This window comes from Marinobacterium stanieri (assembly GCF_900155945.1).
Lineage (GTDB): Bacteria > Pseudomonadota > Gammaproteobacteria > Pseudomonadales > Balneatricaceae > Marinobacterium > Marinobacterium stanieri.
This window is the reverse complement of the sequence record NZ_FTMN01000006.1, coordinates 211,314-225,094: the sequence shown is the minus strand read 5'-3', so window position 1 is coordinate 225,094 and position 13,781 is coordinate 211,314. Positions and strand designations below refer to the sequence as shown.

At 57.4% G+C, this 13,781-nt stretch carries 11 protein-coding genes; 1 reads left to right on the top strand and 10 read right to left on the bottom strand.

Features of this window, described 5'->3' with window-relative positions:
* Window positions 1-6: 6 nt before the first annotated feature.
* The 10 genes from BW956_RS14400 to BW956_RS14355 form a co-directional block, all read right to left on the bottom strand.
* The gene (locus BW956_RS14400; RefSeq protein WP_076463467.1) at window positions 7-798 is read right to left on the bottom strand and encodes a 2-keto-4-pentenoate hydratase; all 792 of its coding nucleotides are present in this window, start codon (window positions 796-798) and stop codon (window positions 7-9) included.
* A 65-nt stretch (window positions 799-863) separates the two neighbouring features.
* On the bottom strand, window positions 864-2,405 hold the full coding sequence (locus BW956_RS14395) for a GMC family oxidoreductase N-terminal domain-containing protein (protein WP_076463464.1): 1,542 nt from the start codon (window positions 2,403-2,405) through the stop codon (window positions 864-866).
* 1 nt (window position 2,406) lies between these two features.
* Window positions 2,407-2,979: a gluconate 2-dehydrogenase subunit 3 family protein gene (locus BW956_RS14390; protein WP_076463461.1), complete on the bottom strand. Its 573-nt coding sequence runs from the start codon at window positions 2,977-2,979 to the stop codon at window positions 2,407-2,409.
* A gap of 329 nt (window positions 2,980-3,308) precedes the next feature.
* A complete protein-coding gene (locus tag BW956_RS14385) occupies window positions 3,309-4,682 on the bottom strand; it encodes an FAD-binding oxidoreductase (protein WP_139327198.1) in 1,374 nt (457 codons plus the stop codon).
* A 267-nt stretch (window positions 4,683-4,949) separates the two neighbouring features.
* Window positions 4,950-6,020: an AraC family transcriptional regulator gene (locus BW956_RS14380; protein ID WP_076463458.1), complete on the bottom strand. Its 1,071-nt coding sequence runs from the start codon at window positions 6,018-6,020 to the stop codon at window positions 4,950-4,952.
* A 183-nt stretch (window positions 6,021-6,203) separates the two neighbouring features.
* Entirely contained in the window at window positions 6,204-7,283 is a 1,080-nt protein-coding gene (locus tag BW956_RS14375) for an AraC family transcriptional regulator (protein ID WP_139327197.1), read from the bottom strand.
* A gap of 2 nt (window positions 7,284-7,285) precedes the next feature.
* On the bottom strand, window positions 7,286-8,257 hold the full coding sequence (locus BW956_RS14370) for a HupE/UreJ family protein (protein ID WP_076463452.1): 972 nt from the start codon (window positions 8,255-8,257) through the stop codon (window positions 7,286-7,288).
* On the bottom strand, window positions 8,238-9,101 hold the full coding sequence (locus tag BW956_RS14365; protein ID WP_076463449.1) for a peptidyl-prolyl cis-trans isomerase: 864 nt from the start codon (window positions 9,099-9,101) through the stop codon (window positions 8,238-8,240). Before BW956_RS14365 ends, BW956_RS14370 begins: the two co-directional genes overlap by 20 nt.
* A gap of 2 nt (window positions 9,102-9,103) precedes the next feature.
* Window positions 9,104-10,990 (bottom strand): DUF3604 domain-containing protein, encoded by a 1,887-nt coding sequence (locus BW956_RS14360; RefSeq protein WP_083703086.1) that lies wholly within the window; start codon window positions 10,988-10,990, stop codon window positions 9,104-9,106.
* A 29-nt stretch (window positions 10,991-11,019) separates the two neighbouring features.
* Window positions 11,020-12,825, bottom strand: coding sequence for a DUF3604 domain-containing protein (locus BW956_RS14355; RefSeq protein ID WP_076463443.1), 1,806 nt, complete (start codon window positions 12,823-12,825; stop codon window positions 11,020-11,022).
* Between the two features lie 206 nt (window positions 12,826-13,031).
* On the opposite strand from BW956_RS14355, the gene BW956_RS14350 reads away from it, so the two are divergent.
* Entirely contained in the window at window positions 13,032-13,724 is a 693-nt protein-coding gene (locus BW956_RS14350) for a Crp/Fnr family transcriptional regulator (RefSeq protein WP_139327196.1), read from the top strand.
* Window positions 13,725-13,781 lie beyond the last annotated feature (57 nt).

Here is a 13,781-nt window from a genome sequence, read left to right as displayed (position 1 = left end):
CCTACCTCACTTGAAGCTCAGGTTTACGTCACCCAGGCCCTTATCGAAACGGGCTGTAACGCTGTCACCGGCCTGAACGGGCTGGGCGCGGACACAGGAGCCAGAGAAAATCACATCGCCCGGCTCAAAGGCCACGCCAAATTCAGACAGTTTGTTCACCAGCCAAACCACTGCGGTCACCGGGTTACCCAGCACGGCGGCTGAGCTGCCGGATTCACGGGTTTCACCGTTGATGATCAGTTCAGCGTTGATATCGCGTACGTCGATGTCCTCCAGGCGCACGGGATTGCCGCCCAGAGCAACCTTGCCGATGGCCGCCAGGTCCGGGATGGTGTCGCGCACGTTAATGCCCGGTGCCGGGGCGACGCGAAAATCGACGATTTCAATCGAGGGCAGGATAAAGTCGGTTGCCTGGATTACTTCGGCGGCGTTGACGAAGGGCCCCTGCAGGCGCTTTTTCATTACAAACGCCAGTTCAATCTCAACCATGGGCGTGGCGAAGTCTTCGCGCGGAAGCTCAGCACTCTCGTCAACGAACATGTCATCCAGGATGGAGCTGTAATCCGGCTCGGTGGCGCCGATCATGTCTTGCATTGCTTTGGAGGTCAGGCCGATTTTATAGCCTTTAACCTTGCGGCCTTGATCTACGAATTTGCTGACGACTTTTTCCTGGATGCGATAAGCATCTTCCATCTCCAGTTCGGGATGGGATTTGGTCAGCAGGGGCAGCTGTTCCTTGGTGGCGAAGCAGGAAAAGATCTGTTCGGCAATGGATTCGCGGGTGGTATCGTTCAGCATCTGTCTATCCTTTTTATTTTGTGGCGGAGCCTTGTCGGCGCTCCCGTTATGCAGCTGTTAAGCGCTCAGGCGCCCTGGGCCAGTTTGTGCATGGCGCGGTCGGCCATCACCATGATGGGGACCATGGTGTGGGTGGAGGCGGTCGTCGGCATGACGGAACCATCGACCACGAAGATATTGTCCAGGTTGTGCAGCTGCAGGTTCTGGTCCACAACGCCCACGTCGGCGTTGAGTCCAATACGGCAGCTACCCTGAACATGGGCCGAGGTCAGAGCGACCATGCCCGGCTCCAGGGGAAATTCATCAATGCGGGAAAGCTGGTCAGGACTGGTGATCGGCCCGAACACCGGGCTGTTGCAGTTGATCTCGCGGGCACCGGCTTCAAACAGGAATTCGGCAGCGGTCTTGTAGCCGCGCTTGAAGCGCTGCTTCCACTCTTCGGTCAGCTTGTACTGGATCTTGGGTTTAACCTTGCCGTCCGGTCCCCATTCCCAGTCCAGGGTGCCGCTGGGCTGGTCAGGCACCAGCAGTGCAGAAAAGTGGGTGTTGGGGTACTCCGCCATCAAACGCTTGTGGTCGTGGCCGATGGTGTTACCAAAGTGGGAGAAGATCCCGACCATGCCGCCAACACCTTCCATGCGGAAGCCGCCCAGGCCATGCTCGGCATGGTTGTCGTCAAACTCACTCATGTAGATGGACTGAGGTGCGCCGCGCCAGGAGGTCATTTTCTGGCTGTCCGGCATTACGGCGGAGAGGCCGATCTGCGGCTGCAGGGAGATGTTTTTGCCCAGTTGCGGCAGGCCCTTGTCAAAGCCGGAACGCTTCAGAATTGCCGGTGTATGCACGGTACCTGCGGCCATGATGATACGTTCGCAATCGATCTCGACAGGGTGACGTGCCTTGCGACTGCCACGGGCAACTACTGTCGCGTGCACACGATATTTGCCGCCGAACAGGCGCTCGATACGGTCGACACGGACATCGGTATAGATGCGGGCACCTAGCTCAGAGGCTTTGGGCAAGTAGGTCAGGTTAGTGCCCTGCTTGGCATCATAGGCGCAACCCTGGAAGCAGTAGCCGCTGCCGACGCAGTTCTTGCGGTTGGATTCGAATACGCCCGCCTTGTAACCCAGACGATTCGCAGTCTCCAACAACAGCTTATTATTCGCATTCAGGATCTGGTCTTCCAGACGGTGTACATTGAGCATTTTGTACACTCGCTTATAGGAGGCGGCCAGGTTGTCTTCGGTGAGTTCGCTCAAGCCGAATTTCTGTTGCCAGTGGTGCAGTACTTCAGCTTCGATGGGCGTTGCATCGGCCGTATTGATAACGGTGGAGCCGCCAAAGGTTGAGCCCTGCCAGACATAGATCATGCCATCGGTGGTGGTCTGCTGGCCTTTGCTGCGGTACAGCGCTGGCATCATGTCTTCTTCGCGCTGGTTAAAGTCCTTGGCCTGAAAGTAGCCACCTTCTTCCAGCACCACGGTTTCAAGACCGGCTGCAGCCATGTGGTAAGCCGCGACACCGCCGCCGGCACCTGAGCCAACGACCACCGAGTGGGTTTTCAGCTTCAGCGGTGCAAAAATTTCGTGACCTTGAATAATCATGTTAAGCCTCCACCTGGGGGTATACCGGTCGACCACGTTTTACCAGCGGGCCGTCATAGCCAACGCCCGGCCAGGCGTGCTCATGGGTGTAGAAATAGAAGGTGCACAGCCCGCGCAGGGCGGCGTAGACAGCCGTAGCGTCACCACCGGTATCCCTCAGGGCCAGCAACAGCCCTTCACGCTGCGGGGCGGGCAAGGCGGAAAAGGTGCCTTCCATCTTGGCCAGTGCCGGTGCCTTGTGTTCGAGGAACATCAGAGCGCCTCGAAGGCCTTGCAGCATGGGCGCGTCATCAGGGTCCAGGTAGCTGTCGATGCGTGTCGCCAGGTCGATATCCAGTGCGCCCAGATTGAAAGCGCCTCCGCGTGGCACAACGGTATCGCCCACCACTGTCAGAATGCGGTATTCCTCCTGACTGAGGACACTCAGAGAGGACAGTGCGCTGGCACTGTCGGCGGTTTTGGCAATGGCCTGAGTAGTCATGGCGGGTGCAGCGGCGATAGCACCCAGCGCCAGCAGGGAGCGGCGCAGGAACAGTCGGCGCGTTGCCGACGGCAGGTTGGTCTTGTTACCCATTTTGCTTAGCCTTGTTTTAATTATGGTCTAAGGGCAGTGTCGTCTGGGCAGCCGGGTTGAGGCTGCCGGTACGCTGTTATGTGCTAGAGGCTTGCCTCTTCCGCGGCGGTCTGCCGAGCCGGGGAGCATTAAGCGGAGCAAGTCATACTCTGATTGACATGCTAAGTGCGGGAGGGGTGGCTATCTTGACAATAGGTGTCTCGGCATTGACACAAGACGACAAAGCGCGGGGCGGGTAGTTGCTTGTGTAAATGGCCCGCCTGAAACCTGAAACGGGCAGCCGAAGCTGCCCGTTGTCGGGGATGTGTCAGGTGTCAGTGCGAGCTGAATCAGTCGAAAATCTTGCCTCGGTTCAGCAGCTGTTTGGGGTCCAGTGCCAGCTTGAGTGTTTTCATCAGACTGAGCTCGTTCTCGGAGCGGCTGTACTGCAGATAGGGTTTCTTTTCGTGCCCGATCCCGTGCTCCGCCGAGATTGAGCCGCCAAGCGGAGACAGACCGCGATACACCACTTCATCCAGCCGTTTTTTATCCTCCATGGGCACCTGGCCAATAATGACATGCAGGTTGCCATCACCCAGATGACCAAAGACCACCAGGCGGCAATCGGGAAAGTGCTGGTCCAGATCCTGGCGCAGGGTGTCGAGATAGCCCTGCATGGCGGGAATAGGCAGGCTGATATCAAATCCGTGGATCGGGTTCAGGCTGAGTAGTGCTTCGATATCATCACGAATGGCCCAGACTTTTTCGCGTTCGCTGACGGACTGGGTCAGCACGGCATCGCTGATCAGTTCCTGCTCCAGTGCTTCGCCCAACAGCACTTCCAGGCGCTCCTGCTCGGCTTCATCACTGTTGCCCTGGGTTTCCAGAATGACATAAAAGGGCGAGCTGGCTGGCAGTGGTGCCTTGTGACGTTCAAAACTGGTCACCAGTGAGTAGAAATCGTTCCACATCACCTCAAAGGAACTCAGACCGCCACTCAGCGCACCTTCTGCCAGGCTCAACAGACGAGTCAGGTGGTTGAAGTCTTCCACGGCGACCAGAGCAGTGGCTTCACCACGGGGTTTGGGACGTAGCCTTACCACTGCTTTGGTGACGATACCCAAAGTGCCCTCACTGCCGATAAACAGCTGGCGCAGGTCATAGCCGGTGTTGTTCTTGATTACCTTGGACAGGGACGACACCACCGTTCCATCGGCCAGCACGACTTCAAGCCCCAGAATTGAGTCACGGGTCATGCCGTAGCGCAGGACACGGTTGCCGCCGGCGTTGGTGGCAATATTGCCGCCGATGGTCGCACTGCCACGGGCCCCCAGATCCACCGGGTAGAACAGGTCGATGCCCTCGGCGGCTTCTTGCAGAGACTGCAGTGTTACACCGGCTTCGGCGGTGAGAGTGCGGTTCTCTGCATCGATTTCGATGATGTTACGCATGCGTTCAAGCGAGACAACCACGTCCTCTGGGCTACTGATGGCGCCTCCGACCAGGCCGGTCATGCCGCCATGGGTGGTGACGGTCTGGTCATTCTGGTGACACAGCTTCATGACGGCTGACAGTTCTTCAGTTGTGGCGGGGCGAACAATGGCTTTTGCCTGGCACTGGGGAGCACCCATCCAGCCATCCAGACGTTGACTGACGTCTTCGCCGGTGAGAATGCCTTTTGGGCCTACAATGTCTGTCAGTGCTTCCTGAATATTTACCGTCATGATGATTGTCCGCTCTTATTATTGATGGCATCACCTGCGAAATGGGGAAGTGATGCGGTGCTTGGATAGCATCAATCTAGAGACTTACTTCGGTAAGGGCTTGATAATCGGCGACAGCAAATTGACTTTGGATGACGGTTTGCCAATGAGTATGAAGGAAAACCGTTAAGGCTCAGTAAGCGCAGCCAGGATACTCAGAGTGGATAGCCCCGCACGGCACCCGGTGTCATACCTGGGCCGTGCAGAAAGGGAAAGGTGGGTGTGGTTTTAAACGTGCATGGCCAGAGCGTGTGAAGGCAGAGCACCTCCGGTCCAGCTCAGGTTCTGTTCCAGACCGGTTTCGCGCCAGCGCTGGGGTGGCACACCCGACCAGCGCTTGAAGGCACGGGAGAAGGCGCTCAGTTCCGAGTAGCCCAGGTTAAGGGCAACATCGGTGATGGACTGGTTTTGTTCCAGTGCCGTACGGGCGATCTCAAAGCGCACATCATCCAGCAGTGTGCGGAACTCGGTGCCGGCCTGACGCAGCTCCCGTTGCAGGGTACGTACATTCATCCCCAGCATGGGTGCGATGGTGGTGAGGCTGGCCTCGCCGGTTGGAATCAATTCATGGATCAGCTTGGACACCTTGTGTGGCAGAGGCTGTTCATGACCACGGGATTCCCGTGCCAGGAAGGCTTCCAGGTAGTCTTTTACTTCCTCTGATGCTGCGCTTGGCTTGCGTTCCAGCATGCGTGCCGGAAATACCAGTGCATCCTGCTCCTGGCTGAAGCAGATATTGGCTCTGGTAAAGGCACGATATTGCTCTGGCTCGGCCAGTGGGGCGTGGCGGAAGTGGATGCTGGTTTCCTGAGCAAGCTCGGGCACCAGCTCACTCAAAATGTTGTAGCCCAGGGTAAGGCTCATCTCCAGCAGCTGCTCCTGGCTGATCGATGGGTCGATCATGATATCCAGTGACAGGTGGACATCCTTGCCGTGCGGCACAACATTCATATTCACGCCAGAGGCATGGAAGTGGAAGTACTTCTGGATAATATCGAGACTGTCCCCGAGAGTCGTGCTCTGGGAGGCAAGCAGTCCCAGAGGGCCCAGCGTTTTCAGGCCCTGATAGGTGGACATTTGCATGCCAAACATCGGGTCATTGGCTACGTCGGCCGTATGGTTCAGAACATGGGCCAGACTGTCGTAGTGGATCATCAAGTCCGGGATTCGCAGCACAGTACTGGACAGGCCTTCGGCCGCAAGCATTTCAATCGGGTTTACGTGCAGTCGGTGGCACAACGATTGGAAGCCCATGAGCGCACTGCTCTTCACCTTGGGCGAGGCTTTAACATTGCTCATTATGATACCGTTTATTTATTGTTATCTTTGTGGTGTCAAGATTAGAGCAACGCCGCGAATTGTCAAATAATCGGAAAATTCGGTCAAGTTGGCGTAAAGCCCGTTATAACAAGGCCTTGCGAATATTTGTTGCAAAATTAAGCGTAATCATGACGTAAAATGTCAACCTGGTGTCATGAAAGATCAAAGGCTGTTGGCTTCAAGATCTGGACCTGACGAGCCCGCATGTTCAACCCGCCAGTGCTGCGGCGAGAGCCCGCTCCAGCGCTTGAATGCACGCGAGAAGGCACTGAGTTCGGAGTAGCCAAGCTGCAGCGCAACATCCGTCAGGGCCGTATCAGACTGGCGCAGGGCATCCTGTGCCAATTTAAACCGCACCTCTTCCATCAGGGATCTGAAATCAGTATCGATACGTTTCAGCTGGCGTTGCAAGCTGCGGGTATGGATGCCCATGAGTTTGGCAACGGTATCCGCATTCGCTTCCCCTGTTGGGATCAGCTCCTGAATCAAGCGGATGACCTGGTGTTTCAGGGGGCGGCTGTGATTCTGGCCTGCCCGGTTCATGAAGGACTCGAAGTAGAGACGGACACGATCGGGGGCAGGGGATGGCGCCTGACTCAGGAATTGCGCCGGAAAGCTGACCGAGTTCTCATCCGCATTGAACACCGGCTCCAGCCCAAGCACACTCACATAGCTTTCCAGGGGGGCCTGAGGGGCATGTTTCAAGCGCACACTGCTGAGGTTCATACCGGCAGGCGCCAGGGTCATCAAGACACTGGCCATGCGGCCGATGCCGACCTCCATCAGCTGTGTCATATCGATGTCGCAGCCCAGATCCACATCGTACACCAGGCGTGCGAACCGGCCTTCCACCACCAGGTCCAGGTGAATGCCCTGGGCATAAAAATGCAGGTATTTTTGCACCACCCTGAGAGCATCCTCCAGGGTTTCACACTGGCATGCCATCAGTCCCAATGGCCCCAGTGCTTCAATGCCATGGCGCAGTGACAGGGTCATCGCAAACAGCGGGTATTCCGACTCGGCGGCGGCGTGGTCGAGGATACGCACAAAGCTGACATAGGGAATCTGCAGATCCTGTGAGCGGATGACGGCCGGTGGCAGGTTTTCCCGTGCCAGCAGTTGCATGGGGTTTAGGCGATGGCGGCGACAGTGTTCGGTGAACCCCAGCAGAATACTACTGCGGGCCTGAAGGTTCGGTGTGTTGGTACTGGTCATGGCGTTTTTTGCGTCAGGTGAAGTCACATTCAGAATCCCGCGATGCGTTCCAGGGTCCAGAACGCGGCGAGTGAGCCGGTACTGAAAATCAATATCCGCTGCAGTTGCTGCAGCGGGAAACCCTGCCACTGCCGCAGCAGTGCCAGCTGTGCCACGACCAGCAGTACGAACAGGATCTGGCCGATCTCGACGCCGATATTGAAAAACAGTAGTGCGGTGGTCAGCTCGGCCTGGGGCAGGCCGATATCCTGCAACACGGCGGCAAAGCCGAAGCCGTGGATCAATCCGAACAGGGTGGAAACGGTTACCGGATAGTGCCAGGCCAGGGTGTCCCGGCGTCCACGCAGAATTTCGGCGGCCAGAAACAGGATGCTCAGCGCAATCACGGCCTCCACGGGGGCAATGGGCACCTGAATCACGCCCAGAGTGGTCAGAACCAGTGTCAGTGAGTGGGACAGGGTGAAGCCGGATATGGTGATCAGGGTGCGTTTGAGGGTGCCGGTGATCAGCAGCAGGCAGACCAGAAACAGGAGGTGATCCCAGCCAACCAGAATGTGTTCGACTCCCATGCGGGTGTATTCGTGGATGATTGCAGTCGTATCGGGCTCAACCGGCACCTGCCAGTACTGCTCGCTGGGGGACAGGAGTGTCTGATATTGCGCTCCCGACAACAGACTAAGCCGAATCAGTGTGCTAATGGACGGGTTATGGCTGGGGTAGTTGATCTCCAGAGCCTGGCCATTTAGAGGCTGGGCACAATTGAGCTGCACTACCTGACCAAAAGTCTGATGGCGGCAGTTGTCAGGCACCCTCATATAGGGTCGGTTACCGGCCTCCACCGACGGCGGTACCTGCATTTTCAGCAGGTATTGGTGGTTAGGCTGGGCATCAGTCGCAGTTTCGTTGATTTGGATAAACAGCGGCCGGGCATCGTGTGCTTCAGCCAGGCCGGGCAGCATCAGCAGCAGGGCGAGCAGGAGCCTAGAGACGGTATTCAACATCGTACTGCTCCACGATCTGTTGAATGGCCAGCTCTTGCGTTTCCACTTCCTGCCAGCGCCGGTAATCCTGCTCAACTCTGGGGCGGATATCGGCCAGTGCCGGTACTCCTCCCGCACGGGACTGGCTCAGCATTATCAGGTGCTGGCCGTGGCTGGAAGCAAAGGGTCCTTGCCAGTGCTGATTGTCCGGTTGCAGTTGCGCCAGCTGTTGTTGGAAGCGGTCACCAAAGTGACTGGCAACAAAATCATCCGTGCGCTCCACATAGTTGCGATGGTAGAGGAAGCGATCACCAAAGCGGGTGGCATCGGCGAACGCAGTCTGCTCATCGTTGAGTTGCTGTTTGAGCGCAAGTGCCCGGCTGTAGGCGTCCTCGCCGTCGCGGACGAACACATGGGTGAAGGTATAGGAGGGCGCTTCGTAATAATCCTGGCGGTGCTGCTCAAAATAGCGTTCCACCGCATCACTCTCCACGTTGACTACCTGCTCGGCGACCCCCTGGGCGATAAACTCCAGCTTCTGCACCGAGCGGCGACGGATGATGTAGTCGTTCTCGGTCATGCCCAGAGACTGGGCTTCCCGGTACAGGGCTTCTTCACGCACGAAGTCCCGCACCAGTTGATCCCGCTCCTCAGCAGGCATGGTATCCAGGCGTGCATTGGCGGCCTCGGCATCAAATGCCTTGGAGCGATACTGGATAAACGTCAGCAGCGCATCCCGATCCACTACGATGGTGTGCGGGGCCTGAGCAGTATCCGCAGCCCCGCTCCATTCATAGGCCCCGAACAGGGCTGCGCCCACCAGGGTGAAGTGCAGCAGGGGGTCCTTTAACAGCTTGGCGATCATGCTCAGCTCTCCGTCACCGGGGTGTACCAGATGGGGGAGGTGTAGGCACGCTCCTGAATGCTGTCCGGCTTATCGGTATTCAGCTCGGTTTCGAAATAATGCTCGTCGTAGACGTTCCAGCGCGGTGTGGGAATCTGCAGGACACGCACGTAGTAGAAGGCCCGCTCTGCCGGATCGAAGTCCGGATCGGTCCAGACGCTGGCCAGTTCGGCAGCGCCGATGCTGTTGCTCCAGGTCGCGCTATCCACATCCACGGTGTTGCCTACTGCGGGCAGCTTGCCATTGGCTTCTGGCTGACGCGCATCACTCCAGGCGATGTCGTAGACTTTTTCCTGCAGACTGCCGTCCGTATCGTGCCAGCCCTTGATGATCTGAATACGATCCAGATTTGCCCCCTCAGGGTCACGGCTGGCCGCTACCATGAAGGAGGGAGCCTTGCCTGCGGGAGCCTGAGTCAGATCTGCGCCCATGGGGACGCCCTTGCTGTAGCCACGATCCACGAAATCGGCATGGTTGACTTCATCTGCCGCAAAATCCCAGCCGCCAAAGAAACGTACGGTCATGCGTGGGCCTGTGGTGGCATAGGTTTCACGGCGCTTGATGGCGTCAAAGAGGGCATCACGGGTGTTTTCGGTAGCCCATACAGCGGCATAGCCGGATGCAACAGACTCATCAATGGTCAAGCCGTACACCTTGCCCTGTTTGCCCTCGGTATAGCCCTGAATTTCAGCGCGTTTGGCACTGGGTTCAAACAGGGTGAACTTCCCCCAAAAGTTGTTTTCTTCAACAGCGGACAGGCTGGTATGGGCGTCAGAGCTGCCAATCATGCCGTATTTAAACGGGTTAACCCCCAATTTGGCTTCCTGCTCCAGTCCCAGTTTCAGGGCGGAACGGGCGTATTCGTAGGGCAGCATTTCTTCTGTTTTGAGCTCGGTTGCCGTCAAGTTGCCCTTGTCCCAGGTTTCGAAATCCGCAAACTCATCATCCGGTGACAGCTTGGAGTGTGTTTCGCCATCCCCCTTGATCTGGGTAACTTCCATCACCGGCTCCCAGCGACTGCGGGTTTCAGCATATGCCCGTGTCAGGGGCTCTCCGTCTCGATCGGTCAGTGAAAACATCAGGCCGTTACTGACATTACCGTTATGAGGAATAGCCAGAGCCCGACCGCCCGTCATGTCTTCATACTTCTGCAGGTGTTCCCAGAGTGCTTCAGGGTCTTCGCTGTCGAATGCGGAGAAGGGCAGCAGCTGTCCCGCTTTGCTGGCATCATCGGCAAACATGACCACTCGATGCAGGTTGTTACCGCCGGGCATGGTGGTCCATTCATAGCCGATGAACGCGGTGAACTTACCCGGCTCGTTGTAGCGGTCGGCAGCAGCGGTAATATCGGACCAGGCGGTGCGTTCAACGGTTGAATTGACCAGCCGTTTCTGGTTTGTCGCCAGGTCCATATTCATTTCGAGCAACGCTTTGAGCTGCTCGTCAGCCCCACCGTTGAGAAGCTGGGCCCAGCGTGCGCCGACGGGGTCATCGAGCAGATCTTGGTTTTTTGCGTTAATCATGGGCACCAGGCCCAGATATTCGGCATGGTCGGACACCATCAGGAAGTCCAGCGGGCGGTTCAGCTTGGCGATCATGCCGTTATGGGCGCGCACTTCTTCGCCTCTTGCGAAGCGGTAGGCATCCTCGGGCGGCAGACCCTTGTTGCCCATCATGGCGGCATCAAACGAGTAGGACGTGTGCAGGTGGGTATCGCCCCAGTACACCTGTTGCGGGTAGTCCTTGCCCGCCATCGGTGAATACGAACGTGGATCAGCCGTTCCCTCCGCCATAGGGGCGGAGGAGAACAGGGCAGCAGATATCAGGACCGAGAGAGTTGTTTTTTTCATAATGATCTCGTGTTACCAGTGCTGGAAAATCAGGGCGTGTACCAAATGGGTGAGGAATAGGCGCGCTCCTGAATCACGGCCGGGAAGTTGACCTCATCGTGCGGGCGTCCCAAAGCGACGGCATCCAGCATGGTGTGACGGGCCGTCGGGATCTGAAGTACGCGCAGGTAGTAGAAAGCACGCTGATTGGCATCGAAATCCGGGTCCTGCCATACGGTGACCAGTTCGGCGTCGCCGATGCTGTTTTGGTAGTGGCCGGTTTCCAGATCCACGGTGTTACCCACAGGCCGGGTGTCTTTGCCCCTATCCTTGCGGCCCTCGGAAAGAGCAACGTTGTAGACTTTCTCGTGGCTTTTGCCATCGGCATCCAGCCAGCCTTTCACTACTTGTATCCGGTCCAGGTTGGCACCCTCGGGATCTTTTACCGCCTGAATCAGGAAGCTCGGTGCTTTGCCCTCTTCCGCTTTGGTCAGGTCTCCGCCCATAGGGACTCCCTTGCGGTAGCCGACCTCCGCCAGGTCGTTTTGCTGCGCATCGGCGGCATCAAAGTCAAAGCCGCCAAACAGGCGAACCTGCATGCGCGGGCCGGTCGTGGCGTAAACCTCCTTGCGCTTGAAGGCGGCAAAGATATCTTCGCGCGTGTTGTTTTCAGCCCAGACGGCGACCATGCCGGCTGCGGACATGCTCCAGCCATCCGCGTGAGGGGTGGTTTCCTGATCCATGTTTTCCGGAATGGAGTCGAGGCCGAATTTGCCCCAGAAGTTGGGTTCGCTGGCGGTGCTCAGGCCGGTATGGGAGTCGGTGGAGCCGATCATGCCAAACTTGAAGGGATTGGCGCCGGTTTGCTGTTCGATTTCCAGGCCGCGTTTGAGGCCGCTGCGGGCATAGTTGCTGACCTGATCGGATTGCGCGTCTGCCTCGCTATTGAACGCCATTACATGTTCGAAGGTTTCAAAATCGGCGAACTCATCGTCGGGGGAAAGCTCCGGATGCGTCTCGGAGTCGCCCTTGATCTGGGTAACTTCGGCTACCGGTTCCCAGCGCATGCGGGTACGGGCGTAGCTGGCGCTGATCGGGTGGCCATTACTGTCGACATCATTGAACATCAGGCCGTTGCTGATGTTGGCGTTATGGGGGATGGCCACAAAGTCTGCCCCAGTCTCGCTGGAGGTTTGGTCCAGCCAGGCCCAAAAGTCTTCGGGGCGGTCGCTGTCTGCCGATGAATAGGGCAGGAATTGCTTGGCGGTTTCGCCGCCCTTATCGGTGAATACCACGCGGTGAAGGTTGGCACCGCCCGGCATGGAGGACCACTCCCAGCCGATAAAGGTGGTGAAGGTTCCCGGCTCGTTATTGGTTTCGGCAGCGTCGATGATTTTGTCCCAGATCGGCTGGCGAATGGCCTGAGTCAGCAGCTCTTCGTAGGGCGCACCTTTTACAATAGAGCCTGCCGCGTTGTAATACACCGCCTTGGAGCCTTTCTCATCCCACATCTGCACCAGCTGTTTGCCAATGTCGGATTTTTCCAGCAATGGACTTTTGTCCCGCACCAGCTGCATCAACCCCATGTATTCGGCATGGTCAGCCACCACCAGAAAATCCAGCGGGCGTTCGAGCTGCACTCGAACCCGGCTGTAAGGGTGAATCACCGGCTGGCCCTTGGCGAAGCGGTAGGCAGTATCGGGGTCGGCGGTCTCATCGCCCATGGCAAAGGCGTCGCCGGAGTAGGATGTGTGCAGGTGAGTATCACCCCAGTAAACCTGGGTGGGGGTGGCGCTGGCATTAAAGGCGGAACAGCTGGCAGCCGCCATCAGGCTGGCGAGCAGTTGCTTCTTCATTTAAACGACCTCTTGTGGTGCTGCAGGCGCACCTGTTTTTATTTTCCTACAGCGTAAAAAATCCAGGTCGCGGGTGTTTGATACTTTGCGCAGTCGGCTTGACTTGTTATGACAGGCTGCAAAAGAAATTGGTGACTGCCCGGAGCAGCAGGCACAAAGGCAAATGCAGTACACTTGTGGCCAAGGTCGAGCACTTGGGAGAATTGATGAGCGATACACGCGGATCCAACAACTGGCTACTGCTGTTGCCGGAAACTGTGCAAAAGGATGTCAAAGCCCGGATGGTGCGGCGTCACTTTGCGGATGGTGAGGCCATCTATCGCTACGGTGAGCAGGGCACGACCCAGTACCAGGTTGTTTCAGGGGCGGTACGGGTGCGCTCATTGTCCGATAACGGCAAGGAGGTCACCTACGTTATCTATGGCCCTGGCGAGTGCATCGGCTACCTGTCCGCGATTGATGGTGATGTGCGGCCCCAGGATGCGGTAGCCATGGGAGATGTGGAGCTGGGCTGCCTGACCTTAAACCACTTTGAACAGTTGCGAGAGCGCTATCGTGACATCGACCGGGCCATGACACTGCATCTGTCCCGTCGTATGCGTGAGCTGTTCAAGTCCTACGAAGTGGGCAAGTTCTTTGGTCTCGATCGTCGCCTGGCACACCAGATCGATTTTCTGCTTGAGGTTGCCGAGCATGCCACCAATGGCGAGGGCTGCAACGAGCTGGAGCTGACCCAGGAGTTACTGGCTTCGTCGGTAAGTGCATCACGGCAGGCGATCAACAAGATTCTCAAGGCCTGGGCCGATGCGGGCGTGGTGGAGTATAGCTATGGTCGCATACGCATTCTGGATCGTGCTGCGCTGAAAGCCCTTTCGGAAGGCGAAGCCGATTCCGGCTGAGTATTGCAGGGTGTCTGACGCGGCCAAATAAAACGCAAAAAGGCCTGTCGGTAATGC

Coding starts and splice junctions, on each gene's coding strand:
- BW956_RS14400 (WP_076463467.1), bottom strand. CDS start 798: ATGCTGAACGATACCACCCGCGAATCCATTGCCGAACAGATCTTTTCC.
- BW956_RS14395 (WP_076463464.1), bottom strand. CDS start 2,405: ATGATTATTCAAGGTCACGAAATTTTTGCACCGCTGAAGCTGAAAACC.
- BW956_RS14390 (WP_076463461.1), bottom strand. CDS start 2,979: ATGGGTAACAAGACCAACCTGCCGTCGGCAACGCGCCGACTGTTCCTG.
- BW956_RS14385 (WP_139327198.1), bottom strand. CDS start 4,682: ATGACGGTAAATATTCAGGAAGCACTGACAGACATTGTAGGCCCAAAA.
- BW956_RS14380 (WP_076463458.1), bottom strand. CDS start 6,020: ATGAGCAATGTTAAAGCCTCGCCCAAGGTGAAGAGCAGTGCGCTCATG.
- BW956_RS14370 (WP_076463452.1), bottom strand. CDS start 8,257: ATGTTGAATACCGTCTCTAGGCTCCTGCTCGCCCTGCTGCTGATGCTG.
- BW956_RS14365 (WP_076463449.1), bottom strand. CDS start 9,101: ATGATCGCCAAGCTGTTAAAGGACCCCCTGCTGCACTTCACCCTGGTG.
- BW956_RS14360 (WP_083703086.1), bottom strand. CDS start 10,990: ATGAAAAAAACAACTCTCTCGGTCCTGATATCTGCTGCCCTGTTCTCC.
- BW956_RS14355 (WP_076463443.1), bottom strand. CDS start 12,825: ATGAAGAAGCAACTGCTCGCCAGCCTGATGGCGGCTGCCAGCTGTTCC.
- BW956_RS14350 (WP_139327196.1), top strand. CDS start 13,032: ATGAGCGATACACGCGGATCCAACAACTGGCTACTGCTGTTGCCGGAA.